Below are 20,732 nucleotides of genomic sequence, written 5' to 3' on the forward strand. Positions count from 1 at the left end.
CTAGCCTTGGCAATATTATCAAATAATAAAAAATTTGGATTTTGATATTTTCGTAATTCTAAAATAGCGTTTAATAAATGCTTATGAAGGTAAATTACAGAGGTTTCAAAAGATGTGTTTTCACAAATAGTATCATATTCTTGTCGAACCAAATCTGCTGTAATATTTTTCTTTTTTAGAATAATGTTATACAGCTTCTCGAAGTTTGATGTGGAGTTCATCATAGAACTACTAATGGATTTCTTTTCAGCCTTTGTTAGCGAGTTTATTAAATATATTAGAGATTCAGTTTTTGTCATCTTAGAAAATAATTATATTGAATATATTTTATTTAAATAATTGTTTTTCAGTATTTTGTTTAAAATAGCCTTTGTTTAAAAATATAAAAATAATTTATTTTTTGATGATTATTGGTGTTTATTTCAAATATATTTGAGAATAAACATATTGATTTTGAAAAAAAATATAGGAATAATTGTAGGTGTTTTGCTTTTTATTATCATTCTGCTTTTGCCTACTCCAGATGGTATGAGTGATGTAGCGAAAGCTGCAGCTGGCGTAGTCGTGCTTATGAGTGTTTGGTGGATTACAGAAGCTGTTCCTGTTTATGTAACTGCTTTTGTGCCTCTAGTGCTATTTCCCTTTTTTAATATATTAACACCAGCAGAAACGGCTTCAAATTACGGGCATAATTATGTGCTCATGTTTTTGGCAATCTTTTTTTTGGCTAAAGCTATAGAGATTCAAAACTTGCATAAAAGGATTGCTTTGAAAATTTTAAGTTTTTTTGGCACAAGTCGTTCGCGTATTATTTTAAGCATGATGGTGGCTACTGCTTTTATATCCATGTGGATTGCCAATATAACAACTGCCTTAATGATGCTTCCTATAGGGTTGTCTATTATTGAAAAAGATGAAAATATTACTGCGGGTAAAAACCGTTTTGCACCCGCTTTGATGCTTGCTATTGCTTATTCTGCTTCCATAGGTGGGCTTGCTACTCTAATAGGATCTCCAACAAATATGATTTTTATTGGCATTTTTGAAAAGCTTTTTCCTGATGCTCCGACATTCAATTTTTTTAAATGGTTAAAAATAGGAATGCCTGTTGTATTTATATTTCTACCTATATTTTGGTTGTTTATAATCAAGTATTTTAAAATTGATGGTAAATTAAGTGATAATTTAAATGTGGTTAAAAAAGAATTAGTAAGTCTGGGTGCTATGAAATTAGGCGAAAAACGTGTGCTATTTGTAGCTGTTTTTACAGTTTTAGCTTGGGTTTTTAAAGATGCCATTTTTATTGGAGATTTACATCTATACGGTTGGACTGAATTGTTTGGCGTTTCAGGAAGAATCCATGATGGCACTATAGCCATGACTTCAGCAATATTATTATTTATTATACCCGCCAATAAAGAAAGGAAATTATTAAATTGGAAAGAGGCTAGTCAAGTGCCTTGGGGAGTTGTTATTATTGTTGGTGGTGGCTATGCAGTTGCTAATGGATTCGATTCTACTGGTTTGGCGAATTGGTTAGGAAATCAACTCACTTTTGTGAGTAATTTTTCTTTTTTCACCATTCTAATTGTTATAATTGCGTTTGCTTTAATATTTACAGAATTTAATTCTAATACAGCTAGTGCAAATATTCTTTTACCTATTCTGGCAAGTACAGCTTTGGCGGCTCACATGAACCCGTTGCTTTTCATGATTCCGGCAACTGTGGCATGTTCGAGTGCATTTATGATGCCAGCTGCTACAGGGCCAAATACTGTCGTTTTTGCTAGTAATCGTGTTTCGGTTCCTGAGATGATTAAATGTGGATTTTGGCTGAATATAATAACCATGATATTGTTACCTTTAATATTCTATTTTGTTATTATTCCGTGGCTTGGGATTGAATTAGAAATGCCTGTTTGGGCGTTGAAAGAGTAAAATAGTATTTAAACTTATTATGAAAAAAACCAATATATATTCTGTAGGAAATAAAGGCGAGAGGGTAAGGTCTGATTGTTTTATTACTTTAGAATTAAAAGAACAGGGTGGTATTAAAATAAATTTAGTAAGCAAGGTTAAATCTATTTACGGTAAACATATTGAGTCTATTTTTTTTGAGATTCTTGCTTTTTTTGAAATAAATCATGCTGTTTTAGATATAGAAGATAGTGGTGCTTTAGATTTTGTAATAGCAGCAAGACTAGAGGCTGTTATAAAACTTGTTAAGCCTAGCGATAAAGAATTTTTGTTAAATCAGATTTCACAAAATAAACTACCATCTCTAAAAAAAGGACCACGAGTTACCAGACTGTATCTGCCAGGGAATACACCAAGTTTAATGATTAATTCTGGTATTCATAAACCGGATGGTGTCATTTTAGATTTAGAAGATGCGGTCGCGTTTTCAAAAAAGCATGAAGCCCGTTTCTTAGTTAGAAATGCATTAAGAAATCTGGATTTTTTAGGTGTGGAAAGAATGGTTAGAATCAATCAATTTCCAGAAGGTTTAAAGGATTTATCATTTATTGTACCACACAACGTTAATCTTATTTTAATACCTAAATGTGAAAGTGCGCGCCAAATAACTACGATTATTGAGCATATTGAAAAAATTCAGAAAGCATCAAATTCCAATCATCCCATTTGGTTAATGCCTATTATTGAAAGTGCTAAAGGCATATTGAATAGTGTTGAAATTGCTAAATCTTCAGATTTAATTATAGGAATGGCGATAGGCTTAGAGGATTATACTGCAGATCTTGGTGTAAAAAGAACGCCGTTAGGTATGGAATCATTATTTGCAAGAATGCAACTTATTACAACATGCAAGGCATTTGGAATACAGCCTATAGATTCTGTATTTAGTGATGTTGAGGATTTGGACTCTTTAAAGGAAAATGTTTTAGCATCAAAAGCAATTGGTTTTGAAGGTATGGGGTGTATTCATCCTAGACAAATAGAAATAATTAGTGCGCATTTTGCACCAACTGAAGACGAAATAGAAGAGGCAAAAACTATTGTTTTAGCATTTAATGAAGCTACTAAAAATGGATTTGGTGTGGTCTCACTTGGTACAAGAATGATTGATGCTCCAGTAGTCGAAAAAGCCAAATTTATAATTGAACAAGCGATTGCTTTAGATAAATTGAATAAAAATTGGACCAGTATTTAGCTTAAGCGTATGGAAAAAGAGAATAATATACTTGTAAATGCTGTCAATAGGGAAGTGCCTCGTTTTGTAAACGGGCTTAAGGTTATCCCTTATAAAGGGGTTAATAAACACAAACCAGAAGGTTATAAGCATGCGCCTAGAATTCCTACTTGTGTAGACTTTCCGTCAGATGGAAATAAGCAGGTTTCAAATTTAAAAGATGCGTTAATCAAGTCAGGTTTAAAAGACGGCATGACAATTTCTACACATCACCATTTTAGAAATGGAGACCTTATAGCTAATCAAGTTTTTAAAATAGCATCAGAATTTGGTATTAAAGATTTAATTTGGTTTCCGTCAGCTTCTTTTGAGTGCCATTCAGAGCTTATTAAATATTTAGATAATGGTACAATCCATCATATTGAAGGCAGTTTAAATGGTACGCTAGGGCGTTATGTGTCTCAGGGAAAAATGAAAGGACTTGGTGTACTTCGCTCTCATGGTGGACGTTATCAAGCAGTTCAAGATGGAGAAGTTAAAATAGATATAGCGGTAATTGCTGCGCCAACAGCAGACGCTTTTGGTAATGCAAATGGTGTTAATGGACCTTCCGCATGTGGATTGTTGGGTTTTGCCTTAGCAGATTCTCAATACTCAAATAAAGTCATCGTAGTTACGGATCATCTTATACCTTTTCCCTGTTTGCCTTGGCAGATTCAAGGTAACTATGTAGATTTTGTTGTAGAGGTTGATAAAATCGGCATCCCAGAAAAAATATTATCTGGAACCACAGCCATTACAAAAAGTCCAGACCGCTTGTTTTTAGCGAAACTTACTGCCCAGTTCTGTGATCAAGTTGGTATTATTAAAAACGGATTTTCATTTCAAGCAGGAGCTGGAGGAACTTCTCTTGCAGTCGGATATTATTTTGCCGAAATCATGAAAAGAAAAGGCATTAAAGCACGTTTTGCTAGAGGTGGCAGTAATAAATTTTTAGTAGATATGCTAAATAAAGGTTTAGTGGAATTTATTTTAGATGGCCAAACTTTCGATTTAAATGGCGTTGATTCTATGAGGAAAAACCCAAACCATGTTGATACAAGTCCATTTACAAGTTATAATTTTCATGGAAAGGGAAATTTTGCTCAATTGGTAGATGTCGTTGTTCTAGGTGCTACTGAAGTTGATGTGAATTTTAATGGTAATGTAGTAACACATTCTGATGGTTTATTACTACACGGCTTAGGGGGCTGGCAAAACTGTTTATTCTCTAAGTGTACCATTCTGCCAATCCCACTGTTTAGAGATCGAATTCCGGTAATTAAAGATCAAGTTACAACAATATGTGGTCCTGGGGAGTTAATCGATGTTATTATAACAGAACGCGGTATTGCAATTAACCCATTGCGAACTGACTTAATTGAGCAAACAAAGGGTTTAGGATTGCCTATTAAAACCATTTATGAATTAAAAGAAGAGGCTGAAAGAATTTGTGGTGTGCCACAAAAACCAAAATTTCAAGATGAAGTAGTGGCTGTTATTAAATGGGTTGATGGTACAGTGATAGATGTTGTTAAAAAAATTATTGAATAACTATAATTAAGCCTATTAATAGGTTTTAAATTATTTTTTATTATAAAATATAATCATTTAATTTACTGAATATCATATATTTAAAATTAATTTAATGATTTTATATATATATTTTTAATACAATATATGTTATTTAATTATTAAATAAAACAATAGATTTATTGATAATAATATAACATATGGATAAGAAAAAAATACTTGTTGTAGGAAGTTGCAACACAGATATGGTTATTAAAAGTGACCGTTTGCCAACACCTGGTGAAACAGTTATAGGAGGTACATTTTTAATGAATCCAGGAGGTAAAGGCGCTAACCAAGCCGTGGCCGCAGCAAGACAAGGTGGGCTTGTTACATTTATTGCAAAAACGGGAAACGATGTTTTTGGGAAACAATCCGTAGAGCTTTATAATTCTGAAGGCATTAATACGGATCTCATATTATCCGATCCAAAAAACCCATCAGGAGTAGCACTTATAATGGTTAATTCACATGGTGAAAACTGTATTACGGTCGCCTCAGGTTCTAATGGTAATCTTATGCCAAAAGATATTGAAAAATTTAAAACTCAAATTAATAGTGCCGATTTTATATTGATGCAATTAGAGATTCCAATAGAGACTGTAGAGTACGTTTCAGAACTGGCTTTAGAAAAACAAACGCCAGTTATTCTAAACCCAGCTCCTGCAAGAAGTTTACCTGAAAAATTATTAAAGGGTCTTTATCTAATAACACCAAATGAAACCGAAGCTGAAATACTTTCAGGTATTAAAGTGACAGATTATGAAAAAGCAAAAGAAGCAGCCGATATTATTAGCGGTAAGGGTGTTGCAAATGTGGTAATTACCATGGGGGCTTTAGGGGCATTTGTGAAAGAAGGTAATCAATATTCTACTATTCCAGCAAATAAAGTGACTGCTGTAGATACTACCGCAGCAGGCGATTGTTTTAATGGCACATTATGCGTTGGTTTGTCAGAAGGTAAATCCATTACTGAATCTGTAAAGCAAGCAGTAAAAGTTTCAGGGCTTTGTGTTCAAAAAATGGGAGCACAATCTTCAATACCTTATAAAAAAGAATTATCGGTTATCTAAAAAATAAACTAATTAAAAATAAACTAAAAAAGAAGCATATGATACCTAAACTATTTTCTAAATCACCACGTTTTAAAACATTAGCATGCTTGCTAATAATTGTTTTTATAACAACTAATTTGTTCGCTCAAAATATTGATATAAGCGGCCAAGTAAAAAGTAATGAAGGTTTGCCACTTACAGGTGTTAATGTAATTGTTAAAAACTCACAAATAGGAACACTTTCAGATTTCGATGGAAATTATAAATTAAAAGCGCCTGTATCATCTACATTAGTATTTTCTTATCTAGGTTATAAACCTCAGGAAGTTTTAGTAACTTCTTCGAACACTACATATAATATTACTCTTGAAGAATCTTTAGAAGGTTTAGATGAAATTGTATTGATTGGTTATGGCCAATCTACAAAAAAGGAAAGTACTGGAGCCGTAACGTCTATTAAATCAGAGGAATTTAACGAAGGTTTTTTTACTGATCCTGTAGGGTTAATTCAAGGTAAAGTTGCAGGTTTGTCTATAACACAACCTAATGGGGCAGACCCGCAATCTGGTTATCAAATTCTATTAAGAGGTGCAAATACGCTTACTTCTGGCCAACAGCCTTTAATAATAATAGATGGTATGATAGGGGCAGACTTGCGGAATGTAAATTTTCAAGACATAGAATCTTTCGATGTATTGAAAGATGGTTCTGCGGCGGCAATTTACGGTACTAGAGGTACCAATGGTGTTATTATTATTACAACAAAACAAGCTAAAGGAGGAAAGAGTACTTTTGAATATTCTTCTCAAGTCTCCACTCAAATAAATCCACAAGGTGTAGAAAATCTTACAGCAGACGAGTTTGTAGATGCTATTAACAGATACGAACCTTCTAAAACAGGTAGTCTTTATGGCAGTAAAACAGATTGGTTTGATGAGGTTACAAGATCATCTCCAATAAGTACACAAAACACTTTTTCAGTTTTTGGAGGAGATGAGCGTTTCTCGCATCGTACTTCTGCTACATTCAATACCAGTGAAGGCTTGCTGAAAAGGAATGAAACTGAAAGGTTATTAATTAAAACAAATATCATTACCAGCATGTTTGACGATATCGTTAAATTCAACTTTAATATAATTAGAGGAAGTAGAAAATACAGTCCTGCGAATTATGATATTTTTAGACAAGCATTTATTCAAAACCCTACACAACCTGTGTTTGATGATAGTGATCCGGATACTGGAGGTTACTCATTCGTGCCAGGTATAGATTATTATAACCCAGTAGCTTTGTTAAATGAAAGAACCAGAGATGGCAAAACCAACGATTTATATACAAATTTACGTATCACTACAAAAATTACAGATAACTTAACTTGGGATAATTTTATATCTGAACAAACATCAGAATGGGAAGATAATTCGTATAGGACTAACTTTTATCCAACGTCTTTAGGAGCTGGTGGAGAAGCCGAAATTTCAAATGGAAGAACTACAGATGTTCAATTTGAAAGTATTTTGAATTACAACAAGGATTTTGGAGATCATAACTTAGGACTTATTGGGGGATATTCATTTCAGGAAAATATATTTAATAATTCTTTTTTGAGTAATACAGAATTTGATTCAGATACTTTTTTGTATAATAACATAGGTGCTGGTTTAGGGCTTTCTGAAGGAAATGCTAGTGTTGGATCTTATAAGAGTAAAAATACATTAATTTCATTTTTTGGAAGGGCTACTTACAATTATAAAGATAAATATTTGCTATCGGCTTCACTTAGACGAGAGGGTTCATCTAAATTTGGTAATAATAACAAATGGGGTCTTTTTCCTGCTGTAAGTATAGGTTGGAGAATTAATGAAGAGCAATTCTTAAAAGATGTGGATTGGGTAAATGGTTTAAAACTGCGTGTTGGTTATGGTGTTACTGGTAATCAAGCTTTTGATCCGTATCAATCCCAGATTTTATTAAGACGCGTTGGAAGCATATTTTATAATCAACAATGGATTAATTCTTACGGACCAGGGCAAAACCCGAATCCTGATTTAAGATGGGAAAAGAAAATAGAATATAACTTTGGATTAGATTTTTCTGTCTTCAACCAAAGGTTAAGTGGTAGTATTGAATACTACGAACGTAAAACAGAAGATTTATTATGGAATTTTGATGTGCCTGTACCACCGTATTTGTTTAACCAATTATTTACAAATGTTGGTACAATTAGTAACAAAGGTCTAGAGCTAACCTTAAATGCTTTGGTTGTGGATACGCCAAATTTTAAATGGAATACCACATTTACGGCAAGTACGAATAAGAACACTTTAGATAGAATTTCTAACAGTGATTTTACGCAAACCTCTTATGAGCGTGGCTTCTTAGGAGGTTCTGTAACTGTGAATACACAACGTATTGAAGAAGGTCAAGAACTTGGGTCTTTTTACGGCCCTGTTTGGCTAGGTGTAAGTGAGGATGGTGTAGATATTTTTAAAAATCAAAATCCACTAGGGGAAGTTGATAAGAGCGATTGGGAAAAAATAGGAAATGCAAATCCAGATGCTATTCTTGGTTGGAGTAACGCATTCGATTACAAAAATTGGAATTTAAGTTTTGCAATGCGTGCAGGAATTGGTGGAGATGTATTAAATGCATACAGGTTGTATTATGAATCTTGGAGCGTTATTGGACTTAGAAATGTAGTCCGAACTCAATATGAGAATCCAGAATTTACAGGAAATATTACATACTCTTCAAAATATATTGAAGATGCATCATTTCTAAAAATGGATAACATAACACTTAGTCATAATTTTAATATAAAATCAAGTTTAATATCAAGCCTTAGCATATTTGGTTCCGCTCAAAATGTCTTTACCATTACAAAATACAACGGTATAGATCCTGAAGTTAATTTAGGAGGTATAGAGCCAGGTATCGATGCTTTATCATATTATCCAAGAACAACTACCGTTGCTTTTGGAGTAAACGTAAAATTTTAATAAAAAAAAACTATCATGAAAACGAATATTTTAAAAATAGCATGCTCAGTACTCCTAATTGGTTTAGGGTTTTCTTGTACTGATCTATCTGAAACAGTGTATTCAGAATTAGAAGCCAATAAATTTTTTAATAGTGAAAAGGACTTGGTAGCATATACTGCTCGTGCTTACACTAAATTACAAAAGTATCCTGGCGAACAATATTTATGGGCACTTAGCGAAAATGCATCAGATGAGTTGGTGATTCCCGCTAAAGACAATGGGGATTGGTATGATCAAGGCCGTTGGGAGATGATCCAAAAACACACCATGAACAGTTCTACAGCAAATAATAAGATTCTACAAAGGTCTTGGGATAATGTGTTTGGTGCTATTGGTGATTGTAATGAAATTCTATCTGTAATAACACCTATTGAATTTGATAGTAAAGCACGTGTTGAGGGAGAAATTAAAATCCTTAGAGCTTTTTATTACTACTGGGCTATAGACAATTGGGGGAACGTACCATACTCGGTGGATTTTGGAGAAGTAGAATTGCCAAAACAACCTGGGCGTAAATTTATTTTCGATTTTATAGTGAAAGAAATTACCGATAATGTAGGGGCGTTACAAGAAACTCCTACTCCAGAATACTACGGTAGAGTAACGCAAGGTATGGCTTATACGCTATTAGCTAAAATGTATTTAAATGCTAAAGAATGGACTGGTGAAGATAAATTTGTTGAAGCCATAGCAGCTTGTGATGCTGTTATTGCAACAGGAGGCTATTCTTTAGAGAATGATTATTTTGCTAATTTTAAAGTTAAAAATGAAAACTCTTCAGAGAATATTTTTGTGATTCCATTTCATCCTAGTCTTACGGGAGATGGTTTTTATTGGGGGTATTTGTCATTAAATCCATCTAGTAAAAAATCTTTTGACATGATTGCAGATCCATGGGATGGTTTTGTAGTACAACCAGATTTTTTCGCAAAATATGATGTTAGCGATTTAAGACGCAATTCATTTTTATTTGGACAACAATTTGATAGCAATGGTAACCCTATAGTAGATGGTGGGGAAAATTTTATATACACGCCAACTATTGCAGATTATAATTCAAGAAAAAAATGGGAAGGTGCCAGAATTGCTAAATACGAGTATCAAAAAAATATAAATTATGGAGCCGATATGGAAAATGATTTTGTTCTTTTCAGATATGCAGATGTACTTTATATGAAACTAGAAGGGCTTTACAGACTAGGAAGAGCTGGCGAATTTATTAATGATTCAGAGCTACAAAAAATACGAACTAGAGCTGGGTTAACACCTTATACTACTGGCGATCTGTCTGATACAGAATTGCTAGATGAATTTGGAAGAGAATTTGCTTGGGAAGGAAGAAGGAGACAAGACTTAATTCGTTTTGGTGTCTATGGCAATGCTTGGTGGGCAAAACCAGCATCTTCACCTAGCAAAAAATTATTCCCTATTCCACAATCGGCAATAAACACCAATCCAAACTTAACACAAAACCCAGATTAATAATGAAGAAACAAATCTCAATTTTAATATATCTATTAATACCATTTTTAGTTGTTAATGCAACTAATAAAAATGTAGATCCGCCATCGAAATTCAAATCAATATCAGTTGATGAATTAAGAGATAAGATAGCAGGCGCTTGGATAGGTCAAATGATAGGGAATATCTATGGCCTACCACACGAAAATAAATATATAGATGCTCCAGGAAAGGAGAATTGGCCATATGGTTATACAAAGAACCTTGATAAGCTCAAGCAATACAATGGTGCGTTTTCTGACGATGATACTGATGTAGAGTATATGTATTTGTTGAATATGGAAAAATATGGAGTGGAACCAACTTATGAACAAATAAGAGAGTCTTGGATGTATTATATCAGAGATCGTGTTTGGCTTGCTAATCGAGCAGCTTTAGGGCTTATGCACTATGGTTATACCCCTCCTTTTACAGGGAATAAAGAAATCAACCCGCATTGGTTTCAAATTGATCCCCAGTTAATAAATGAAATATGGGCTTACACAGCCCCTGGCATGATTGACTATGCTGCTCAAAAATCAGATTGGGCGGCTCGTGTAACGAGTGACGATTGGGGTACTGAACCGACAATACATTACGGCGCCATGTATGCAGCCGCTTTTTTCGAAAAGGATATTAATAAATTAATCGAAATTGGTCTAAATGCTCTACCGCAAGATGGAAGATATGCACAGACTGTCCGTGATATGATTGCCCTTCATAAAAAGTATCCAAAGTGGCAAGATGCAAGGAAAGAAATGGCATTAAAGTATTATATAAACGAACCTGACTTGACTAAGACAATTTGGAATGCCAACCTAAATGGGGCAAGTGGGATTTTAGCAATGCTTTACGGGAATGGAGATTTTCAACGCACACTCGACTTATCCTGTGCCATGGGTTTTGATGCGGACAACCAAGCAGCAACTGTTGCTGGATTGTTAGGTATTATTTCAGGATTTAAGGAATTACCTAAAGATTTGTACTTACCTATAGAAGGCTGGACGAAACCTTTTAATGATAAATACATAAATATTACACGTTATGATTTGCCAGATGCCAGTATTCAGGATATAATTGATAGAACGCTTGCAATGACCCTTAAACTTATTGAGGAAAAAGGAGGTTCAGTATCTGAAAATACTAAAACAGTAAAAATTAATACCAATGTACAGTTTAAAGCCCCGCTAGAATTCTATATAGGCCCTCCTGCAAAAATGGAAGTTAACCAACCTGTGGATTTTACATTCTATAGTGATGCCAATAAAGTATATAATTGGTCTTTAGTTAGTGGGGAACTTCCGCCAGGGACTAATTTTGAAAAAGGAAGGCTCAAAGGAACTCCACAAGAATATGGCGTATTCCCGATTAAAATACAACTGGACAATGGTAAAACCATTTTGTCAAAGACATTTGATTTATTGGTTAAAAACGAAAATCTTGCTAAAAAAACAGATTCTATAATTGCTAATGTTAACAATCTAAATGAAGCAGTTTTGGATTCGAGTTGGACAACTTTTGGTCATTCTATGTATGCCAAAACGCCTAAAATTATAAATGATGGTGTGTTTAACGGTGCAAATTCTGTCTTTTATAGTTTAGCTGCAAAGGCAAAAATACCTAAGGTCGATTATTATGGGTATGCATGGAATGAAGCACAAACCATGGATATGATTGTATTCAATACAGGTGGGATGGAAGAATTTGGAGGATGGTTTACATCCTTAAATGTTCAATACAAAAACAATGAAGGTAAATGGGTTGCTGTTGAAAAACAAAGTATAAATCCTAAATTACCAGAAACGGATATTATTTTCTTTCAACCGCATTTTGCAGAATACATTTTGACTTTTCAACCTGTAACGACAAAGGCAATCCGAATTATTGGAGATGCTGCTATTCAAGATCATTGGAATAAATACACTAAAAACGTATCAGGCTTCACGTCAATAACTGAATTAAGTGTTCATAATTCACAAAAATAAAAGTAGATATGAATTTAATAAAACATAATTTTTTAAAAGGACTGATGATTATCTTGATTTTTAGTGTTCTAGCATGTAATGATAAAACGTCTAAAATGTCAGATTCCAAAGATGTTAACGAAACAATTACAAAAGATTCACTCGTAATTTCTAAGCAAGAATTGCAGAACAAAATTAAAGGAGGATGGGCTGGACAGACCATAGGAGTGGTTTATGGAGCACCAGTGGAATTTAAGTACAATGGCTCTTTAATCGATGAATATCAGAATATACCATGGCATGAACATTATGTGAAATATTGGTGGGACAAAAAACCAGGGCTATTTGACGATATTTATACTGATTTGAATTTTGTAAGTGCTTTTGAAAAGTTTGGCATCAACGCTAGTTCTAAAGAAATAGCAGAACATTGGTCCAACACAGCATACCATTTAGCACATGCTAATCAAGCCTCGCGATATAACATTTTAAACGGCATTTTACCGCCAGAATCAGGTAATTGGAAAAACAATCCACATGCAGATGATATTGATTTTCAAATCGAAGCAGATTTTATTGGCTTAATGGCACCAGGAATGGTTAATAAAGCCACAGAAATAGCAGATAGAGTAGGCCATGTTATGAATAGTGGCGATGGCTGGTATGGGGGTGTTTACGTTTCGGCACTGTATTCATCGGCGTTTATTTCTGATAACCCAACTCAAATCGTTGAAAACGCTATTAAATCAATCCCAAAAGGGACTAAGTTTTATGAATGCATAAGCGATGTTATAGCATGGAAAAAACAATTTCCCGATGATTGGAAGCAAACTTGGTTTGAACTACAAAAAAAGTGGAATAAAGATATCGGTTGCCCTAAAGGGGTTTTCTTAGGGTTCAATATTGATGCTAAAATTAATTCTGCTTATGTAACAATTGGTTTGTTGTATGGAAATGCAAATTTTTCAAAATCTGTAGATATAGCCGCGCGTTGCGGACAAGATGCCGATTGTAACCCTGCAACAGTAGGTGGTGTGCTAGGGGTAATGACGGGGTACGATAATATTCCGGATTTTTGGTTGAAACCACTCCAAGAAATAGAAAAGGATAATTTTGAAAATACGGATATGTCTTTGAGTAAAGCTTATGATTTAAGTATGAAACATGCTTTGCAAATTATAAAGGATTCAGGAGGGAAAATAGAGCAAGACCAATTAACAATTCCATTAGAAGAACCTGTTGCTGTGGCCTTTGAGCAAAATTTTGAAAACACCTATCCCATTGAGCGAAAAAAAATAGACGAATCTTTTACGGATGAAATCAATTTTGAATTTACCGGTAATGGGTTTTTACTCTATGGAAATATGGCAAAACGATCAAAGGTTGATGTAAAATATATAGATAGGGTTTCTAAGCGTACTTATGGTTCTGAATCTTTTGGATTGGCAGAACCGGATGACCCTTATGTGGCATTGATGGAAGTTTACATAGACGATAAGTTAGAAGAAACTGTTAAGTTGCCTATGAAGAATTCGGCAAGAAGATTAGAACCCGCTTGGAAATATAACCTGCCGGAAGGTAAACACACTTTAAAATTAAAGTGGACAAATCACAAGCCTGAGTACGAATACAGGATTAATGATTTAATTGTTTTTTCAGAAAACAAACCAGTGAGCAATTTACCCATGTAAATAAATATGAATATGATAGCTAGATTTTTAAAATACGTTTTCTTCACAACCGCTATTGGCTTTTTAGTTAGTAGCTGCAATAAAGGGAATTCTCAAGTTTCGAAATCCAAAACACCTAGTGAGACTTATAAAGTTTTTTCAAAAGAGGAATTGAAAGATAAAATAAGGGGCGGTTGGGCAGGACAGACTATAGGCGTAACATTCGGAGGTCCCACAGAATTTAGATTTAAGGGGACCATGATTCAGGATTATCAAAAAATAGTTTGGCATGACCACTATATTAAAGAAACTTTTGAGGCAGATCCGGGACTTTATGATGATGTGTATCTTGATCTTACTTTTGTGAATATTTTAGAGAAAGTGGGACTAAATGCCCCTCAAGATGCATTTGCATTGGAATTTGCAAATGAAGATTATAAATTATGGCACGCGAATCAAGCGGCGCGATATAATATACTAAATGGAGTCATGCCTCCTGCTTCTGGCCATTGGATGAATAATCCCCATGCCGATGATATAGATTTTCAAATAGAAGCGGATTTTGCAGGAATGATGGCGCCTGGAATGACAAACACAGCCTCAGAATTTTGTGATAAAGTTGGTCACATCATGAATTACGGGGATGGTTGGTATGGTGGTGTTTTTGTTTCTGCCATGTACACACTCGCTTATGTGTCTGACGATATTGATTATATCATTTCAGAATCTTTAAGCACAATTCCTAAAGAAAGCCTTTTTTATAAAACGATTGCGGATGTCATTCAATGGCACGAAAAATACCCTGGTGATTGGAAGGAGACTTGGTTTGAGATACAAAAGACCCATTCATCAGACAAAGGGTGTCCTGAGGGGGTTTACAATTCTTTCGATATAGACGCTAGGCTAAATGCTGCGTATGTTGTAGTTGGTTTGCTTTATGGAGAAAAAGATTTTTTTAAAACCATGGATATTTCTACAAGATGTGGCCAAGATTCAGATTGTAATCCAGCTACTGCTGCGGGTATTTTAGGTGTGATGTCTGGTTACGATGGCATACCAGATTATTGGAAACCAGCAATAGAAGAAGTAGAAGGATTGAAATTTCCTTATATGGAGATTTCCCTGAACGAAGTTTATGATTTAACCTTTAAGCACAGTCTTCAGTTAATTCAACAAAATGGAGGAAAAGTTGATGGTGAAAATATAAAAGTAAAAATACAAAAACCTGAAGCAGTAAGATTTGAAGAATCTTTTGTTGGGCTTTTTCCATCCGAGGAACGCTATTTAAGACAGTATTATACTGATAAAAATATCAATATAGATTTTACGGGAAATGGTATTGTGGTTCTTGGAAATGTAAACAGTATTTGTAGTGTGCCGACAAGTGATTATGTAGCTCTTTTAGATGTTTATATTGATGGCAAAAAAGTGGAGCAGGTCAAGATGCCCTATGATTACATAGTTCGTAAATATGATATTTTTCACAAATACTTATTAGAAAATAAAGACCATCATGTAGAAATTAAATGGGTAAATAAAAACCCTGATTTTAGTATCTATATGAAATCCATTGTCATTTATGCTGATTCCCCAAGTATTTAAAAAGACAATAAACTAGAAAAGCTATGTATAACCTAGATTTAAAATATCGATTTTATAAACCCTTTTGGGTTTTTGCACTCTCCATAGCCATTTTTGGTTGTTCTAGTGACAGTTCTGTTTCTGAGCAGAACCCATTCCCAAAGGAGGAAGAGGTCCCGTTTTCGAGATTGCTGACTAATCAGAAATTTTATAGTACCATGTTAGGCGAAGATGTTAAATACGCCGTTTTATTACCTGATGGATATGATACATCGAAAGATGATTATCCTGTGGTTTATTTATTGCATGGTTTTGGCAATAATGAAAAGGCATGGTACACAGACGGCATGATACAGTATTATTCCGATCAATATAAAGGGGAGATTGCTCCTATGATTTTTGTTATGCCAAATGCCTATAATACATATTATGTCAATAGATATAATGGGAGATATCCCTTTATGAATATGCTTACCATTGAAATGGTTCCTGAAATAGATAAATTATTTAGAACGAAAAGTGATAAAAATAATAGAGCGGTCATGGGGTATTCTATGGGTGGTTATGGAGCATTGATTCTTCCGGCCTTAAATCCAAATGTGTTTTCAGTTGGTGTTCCTTTGAGCATGTCTTTTAGAACGGACGAACAATATATGGCAGAGCCACAAAGCGTTTATGATTATCAATGGAGTCCTATTTTTGGAGGAATAGGGGCAAATGGTCAAAATCGAATTACAGATTATTTTAAAAAACACAGTCCTTTTTATTTTTTTAAAGACCAAGGTGCAAGTAATTTTTCTAACCTAAAACTACTCATTGATTGTGGTGATGACGAGGAGTCGCTTTCGGTTACAAATGATAAATTACATACTGTGCTTAGAGATTTAAATATTTCTCATGAATATCGTGTAAGAAACGGCGGACACTCATTTGATTATTGGAAAAAATCTTATCCAGAAGCTTTAAAGTTTATTAGTGCTGCTTTTCAAGAAATGGAATATCCCATAGAGCCTGATCCAGCAATAATAGGGGAATCTATTAAAGAAACAGATTATGAAACCAAAAATGTTTCTGGAATTCAAATAAACATCCTTAAAAATAAAAGTTATGGCGATTCAGAAACTTCAAAATTCCCTGTTTTGTATTTTATACATGATACCAACGCTCGAACACCCGTAAATAAATTAAGCGCGTTGTCTCTATTAAATAATACCATGAATAATTTAACGATGCCATCTGCTATTGTTGTAGAAATTCCATCAACAAATGATTTGAGTTCAACTAATATAAAAGAAATAATTACTTATGTAGATTCTAATTACCGCACGTTTTCACAAAAAGAAAAAAGAATCTTGATGGGAAATTCAAAAGGCGGTCTTAAAGTGGCTCAATTTGTAAATGAAGAACCCTCTTTTTTCAATGCATGCTTTTTGTTTAGCGCCAATCTAACGGAAAATAATGTGTCTCCAACTCCAGGAACTTTTTATTATCTAGATATTACAGACGATAGCGAAGAATATACTGGTTATAATAAAATGTACGCCGCTATTAGAGAACAAAATATAGGTTATGAATATAGAGTAAGACAAGGTATAGATGGATATCAATCATTTTTAAACGGATTGAGTAATTCGCTTTCCAATCTTAGTAAAAAATTATAATTTAAAAAATAGTTAATGAGAACTTTCATAATAATCTTGCTGTTTCTTTTGCAATCCTCATTGGGTTTTGCACAGGATATGGTTGTTACTTATGAGGGTAAATCAATCGATAGTAAAATACTCAATCAACCCGTTAAATATTCAATCATTCTTCCAAAAGATTATTTTGAAAGCAAAAAATCGTATCCAGTTGTTTATCTTCTTCATGGATTAGGAGGAAATGATTATTCCTGGTTAGAATACGGCAGGTTGAGTCAGCATATAGAAGATGCGGTAAGCAAAAACAAAATCCACCCCATGATTTATGTGATGCCCGAAGGTTACAGAACTTATTATGTGAATGATTTTTATCGCAAATTTTTATATCAAGATATGTTCGTGAAAGAATTAGTTCCTTTTATAGATGCTAATTACAGAACGATTCCAAACAACAAAAATCGGGCTACTATTGGGTTTTCTATGGGCGGTTTTGGAGCTTTAATACTCCCTTTAAAGCATCCTGATGTGTTTTCTGTTGCTGTACCATTAAGTATTTCTGTACGAACCGATGATCAATATATGACAGAAGACCGTAAGGAATGGGACGACCAGTGGGGGCGACTTTTCGGTGGGATTGGATTGTATGGAGAAGAACGTATTACACCTTATTATAAAAATAACTCCCCTTTCCATTTATTTAATAAAGCGAACTTAAACCAATATAAAGATTTAAAGATTTTTATTGATAATGGAGATGATGAACAAACACTAAGCAAAAGCAACGAAGCCTTACACATATTATTAAGAGATTTAGATTTTGATCATGAATTTAGGGTAAGAAATGGCGGTCATACTTTTGAATACTGGAGAGCTTCTTTAATTAACGGATTACATTTTATTGATGATGCTTTTAATCAAAAACCATATCGTGGTGATGAAAATGACAATACAATAGACAGTACGTATATAGAAAAATCAACCTTGATAAATAATGGAGGATTTGAAGTTTTATTACCAAAAGATTATGAAACTTCTCAACGGTATTATCCAGTAATATATTTCACAGGAAAATTTAATGATGCTACTAAAACAAAAATAATAAGCAAAGTAAAATCGCAAACTAAGGTGGGCGAGTTTCCACCTAGTATTTCAGTTTTTGTTGATTTAGAGTCAGGATTAAATTTCGATTCGATTATTAAGGAAGCAAAGGCAAAGTATCGCATTAGAGATGGACGCCGGTTTCAGTCTATTATAGGATTTGATTCTAGTGGAGCTAAAGCATTAGATTATGCTTTGAAAACAGCCGATTTTACATCGTGCGTAGTATTTAATGCTCCAATTGATACGGAAACTTTAAATACCCGAAGCGATTCCCAAATTGAAGAATTAAAACGTAACTGGTTCTTTATTTCTACAACCGATAAGAGCAAAAATTATAAATCCAATGGTTTAGCACATATTATGATGAAAGCGAAAAATATATACCACGAATACCGAGTAGATCAAGGAGAAAGCACAATAAATTGGTTCTTAAAAGAACTTCCAAACGCTTTAGATTTTACACAAAAAAAAATTCACTATTAAAAGGATTACAAGTAAAAAATTAACTATAAACATAAAAACTAAAAAATTATGAAAAATTCATTAAAGTATTTAAAAGCGATTGCGATATGCTTCACTTTTATTTTCGTTTCATCTTGTACTAACGAAATAGACGGAACCTCAGAATACCCTTTCGTTCCAGATTCAAAAATTAAAAAATTAAGCTTTATTGCTAGTTGGGGAACAGAAAGTTGGGAATTTACTTATGACGATAATGATCGTGTAACCAGTATAGCTAATTCATGGGAGGGTGGTGCTCCCGATATGATTACATACGATTATTCTCAGGCTGGAAAATTAACAATTACAAAAGGTGGGTATGATACTAATTATACGCTTGACTCAGAAGGACGTGTAAGTAAAGAACTATGGAATAGTTCGGGAACAGAATATGCGGAATTTAAGTATGACGAAGTTACGGGTATTTTAAGTAAAATAATTGAGTATTATGGAGGTGAGGATCATTTAAAATACGAAAACATAATAAATAACGGTAATATTACTAATAGAATTAGGTATTATGACGATGGAGTAACAATTAGAGAAGATAGAGTATTCGAATACACTATTGCAAATAACCCAAGTGGTATTCAGCAAGTATTTACTGTAGATTCTCAATGGAAAAATACAGGAGGTTTATTTGGTAGTCCTACAAAAAAATTAGCCAAGAACTATGTAAGGAAAGTAGATTCAGACCCAGATTCTAGATATGGGGCGACTTTTGATTATACCTTCGATGAGCAAAATAGAGTAGCAACATTAACTAAAAATGGAACAAGTAGCGGTGGAAGCTTTTCTGAGTCATGGTCTTATACGTATTATGAAGATTAATTAAACGGCATGCATTTTAAAGAAAATATTAATATTTTTTAATAGAACTATTTAACTAAATAACCAAACTATGTTTATAATAGATAACTATATTTTAGCTGTATTCTTTTTAGTAATAACGATGTTGTGTTGGGGGTCATGGGCAAACACGCAAAAATTAGCTTCAAAAAAATGGGGTTTCCCTCTTTTTTATTGGGATTACACTTTAGGTGTTGTATTACTATCACTTCTTTTCGGTTTAACATTAGGAAGCTATGGAGATAGTGGGCAAGCATTTCTGCCCAATCTAGGAGACGCGTCATTAAGTGCTATATTTTATGCTTTTTTAGGGGGTGTCGTATTTAATATTGCGAACTTATTGTTAGTTGCAGCTATAGATATAGCTGGTATGGCAATTGCTTTCCCTATTGGAATTGGCATTGCTTTAGTGTTGGGTGTAGTTGTTAATTATATTGCTTTGCCTGTAGGAGATCCTGTTTTGTTGTTTGTTGGAGTTGGTCTCGTTGCATTAGCAATCATCGTAGATGCTTTAGCTTATAAACGGATTTCAAAAGGAGCAGCAACTACAAAAGGCATAGTTATTTCTTTAGCAGCAGGTGTTTTAATGGGTTTCTTTTATAGATTTGTGGCAGCATCTATGTCTTCAGATTTTTCAAACCCAATAGAAGGGATGCTAACACCATATACTGCTGTATTTGTTTTTTCAATAGGAATTTTTATTTCAAACTTTATTTTCAATACATTTTTTATGTATAAACCTATAAGTGGAGAAAAAGTAAGCTACAGTGATTATTTTAAATTAGGAACACCAAAGCTTCATTTTATTGGAATTTTAGGTGGTGTTATATGGTGTCTTGGTTTTATTTTAAATATGATCGCTGCTGGAGAGGCTGGTTTTGCTATTTCCTATGGCTTAGGGCAAGGAGCTACTATGATAGCGGCTATTTGGGGGATATTTATATGGAAAGAATTTAAAGATGCTCCTAAAGGCACTAATAAATTATTGGCTCTAATGTTTTTACTATTTATAGTTGGATTGTCATTGATTATTATGGCTAAAAACATATAAGTTTATGTAACCAGTAT

14 protein-coding genes are annotated in these 20,732 nt (G+C 33.8%); 13 read left to right on the top strand and 1 reads right to left on the bottom strand.

The window, feature by feature from the left end; all coding sequences use genetic code 11:
* Positions 1 to 224 (bottom strand): hypothetical protein (locus tag ACU1LP_RS02100; RefSeq protein ID WP_445735434.1); only part of this gene is annotated, 224 nt, incomplete at its 3' end.
* A 229-nt stretch (positions 225 to 453) separates the two neighbouring features.
* Between ACU1LP_RS02100 and ACU1LP_RS02105 the strand changes: the two genes are divergently transcribed.
* The 13 genes from ACU1LP_RS02105 (at position 454) to ACU1LP_RS02165 (ending at position 20,715) form a co-directional block, all read left to right on the top strand.
* On the top strand, positions 454 to 1,938 hold the full coding sequence (locus ACU1LP_RS02105; protein WP_445733565.1) for an SLC13 family permease: 1,485 nt from the start codon (positions 454 to 456) through the stop codon (positions 1,936 to 1,938).
* Positions 1,939 to 1,957: 19 nt separating this feature from the next.
* Complete coding sequence (locus tag ACU1LP_RS02110; RefSeq protein ID WP_445733566.1) at positions 1,958 to 3,172, top strand: aldolase/citrate lyase family protein; 1,215 nt, start codon at positions 1,958 to 1,960, stop codon at positions 3,170 to 3,172.
* 9 nt (positions 3,173 to 3,181) lie between these two features.
* The gene (gene citF / locus ACU1LP_RS02115) at positions 3,182 to 4,744 is read left to right on the top strand and encodes a citrate lyase subunit alpha (RefSeq protein ID WP_445733567.1); all 1,563 of its coding nucleotides are present in this window, start codon (positions 3,182 to 3,184) and stop codon (positions 4,742 to 4,744) included.
* Between the two features lie 179 nt (positions 4,745 to 4,923).
* Complete coding sequence (gene rbsK / locus ACU1LP_RS02120) at positions 4,924 to 5,835, top strand: ribokinase (protein ID WP_445733568.1); 912 nt, start codon at positions 4,924 to 4,926, stop codon at positions 5,833 to 5,835.
* Positions 5,836 to 5,873: 38 nt separating this feature from the next.
* Complete coding sequence (locus ACU1LP_RS02125; RefSeq protein WP_445733569.1) at positions 5,874 to 8,816, top strand: SusC/RagA family TonB-linked outer membrane protein; 2,943 nt, start codon at positions 5,874 to 5,876, stop codon at positions 8,814 to 8,816.
* A gap of 15 nt (positions 8,817 to 8,831) precedes the next feature.
* On the top strand, positions 8,832 to 10,340 hold the full coding sequence (locus ACU1LP_RS02130) for a RagB/SusD family nutrient uptake outer membrane protein (RefSeq protein ID WP_445735435.1): 1,509 nt from the start codon (positions 8,832 to 8,834) through the stop codon (positions 10,338 to 10,340).
* Between the two features lie 2 nt (positions 10,341 to 10,342).
* The gene (locus tag ACU1LP_RS02135) at positions 10,343 to 12,343 is read left to right on the top strand and encodes an ADP-ribosylglycohydrolase family protein (RefSeq protein WP_445733571.1); all 2,001 of its coding nucleotides are present in this window, start codon (positions 10,343 to 10,345) and stop codon (positions 12,341 to 12,343) included.
* 95 nt (positions 12,344 to 12,438) lie between these two features.
* The gene (locus ACU1LP_RS02140; protein WP_445733572.1) at positions 12,439 to 14,013 is read left to right on the top strand and encodes an ADP-ribosylglycohydrolase family protein; all 1,575 of its coding nucleotides are present in this window, start codon (positions 12,439 to 12,441) and stop codon (positions 14,011 to 14,013) included.
* Between the two features lie 12 nt (positions 14,014 to 14,025).
* A complete protein-coding gene (locus ACU1LP_RS02145) occupies positions 14,026 to 15,594 on the top strand; it encodes an ADP-ribosylglycohydrolase family protein (RefSeq protein ID WP_445733573.1) in 1,569 nt (522 codons plus the stop codon).
* Between the two features lie 23 nt (positions 15,595 to 15,617).
* A complete protein-coding gene (locus tag ACU1LP_RS02150) occupies positions 15,618 to 17,234 on the top strand; it encodes an alpha/beta hydrolase-fold protein (protein WP_445735436.1) in 1,617 nt (538 codons plus the stop codon).
* Positions 17,235 to 17,249: 15 nt separating this feature from the next.
* Positions 17,250 to 18,797, top strand: coding sequence for an alpha/beta hydrolase-fold protein (locus ACU1LP_RS02155; RefSeq protein ID WP_445735437.1), 1,548 nt, complete (start codon positions 17,250 to 17,252; stop codon positions 18,795 to 18,797).
* A gap of 48 nt (positions 18,798 to 18,845) precedes the next feature.
* A complete protein-coding gene (locus ACU1LP_RS02160) occupies positions 18,846 to 19,646 on the top strand; it encodes a hypothetical protein (protein ID WP_445735438.1) in 801 nt (266 codons plus the stop codon).
* 70 nt (positions 19,647 to 19,716) lie between these two features.
* Positions 19,717 to 20,715: a GRP family sugar transporter gene (locus ACU1LP_RS02165; RefSeq protein ID WP_445735439.1), complete on the top strand. Its 999-nt coding sequence runs from the start codon at positions 19,717 to 19,719 to the stop codon at positions 20,713 to 20,715.
* Positions 20,716 to 20,732 lie beyond the last annotated feature (17 nt).

The sequence above is a fragment of the Mariniflexile sp. genome, assembly GCF_052728615.1.

What these genes read in the sequence shown, in the direction of transcription:
- ACU1LP_RS02110 (WP_445733566.1), top strand. Translation starts at nt 1,958, where the DNA reads ATGAAAAAAACCAATATATATTCTGTAGGAAATAAAGGCGAGAGGGTA.
- citF (WP_445733567.1), top strand. Translation starts at nt 3,182, where the DNA reads ATGGAAAAAGAGAATAATATACTTGTAAATGCTGTCAATAGGGAAGTG.
- rbsK (WP_445733568.1), top strand. Translation starts at nt 4,924, where the DNA reads ATGGATAAGAAAAAAATACTTGTTGTAGGAAGTTGCAACACAGATATG.
- ACU1LP_RS02125 (WP_445733569.1), top strand. Translation starts at nt 5,874, where the DNA reads ATGATACCTAAACTATTTTCTAAATCACCACGTTTTAAAACATTAGCA.
- ACU1LP_RS02130 (WP_445735435.1), top strand. Translation starts at nt 8,832, where the DNA reads ATGAAAACGAATATTTTAAAAATAGCATGCTCAGTACTCCTAATTGGT.
- ACU1LP_RS02135 (WP_445733571.1), top strand. Translation starts at nt 10,343, where the DNA reads ATGAAGAAACAAATCTCAATTTTAATATATCTATTAATACCATTTTTA.
- ACU1LP_RS02140 (WP_445733572.1), top strand. Translation starts at nt 12,439, where the DNA reads ATGTCAGATTCCAAAGATGTTAACGAAACAATTACAAAAGATTCACTC.
- ACU1LP_RS02145 (WP_445733573.1), top strand. Translation starts at nt 14,026, where the DNA reads ATGATAGCTAGATTTTTAAAATACGTTTTCTTCACAACCGCTATTGGC.
- ACU1LP_RS02150 (WP_445735436.1), top strand. Translation starts at nt 15,618, where the DNA reads ATGTATAACCTAGATTTAAAATATCGATTTTATAAACCCTTTTGGGTT.
- ACU1LP_RS02155 (WP_445735437.1), top strand. Translation starts at nt 17,250, where the DNA reads ATGAGAACTTTCATAATAATCTTGCTGTTTCTTTTGCAATCCTCATTG.
- ACU1LP_RS02160 (WP_445735438.1), top strand. Translation starts at nt 18,846, where the DNA reads ATGAAAAATTCATTAAAGTATTTAAAAGCGATTGCGATATGCTTCACT.
- ACU1LP_RS02165 (WP_445735439.1), top strand. Translation starts at nt 19,717, where the DNA reads ATGTTTATAATAGATAACTATATTTTAGCTGTATTCTTTTTAGTAATA.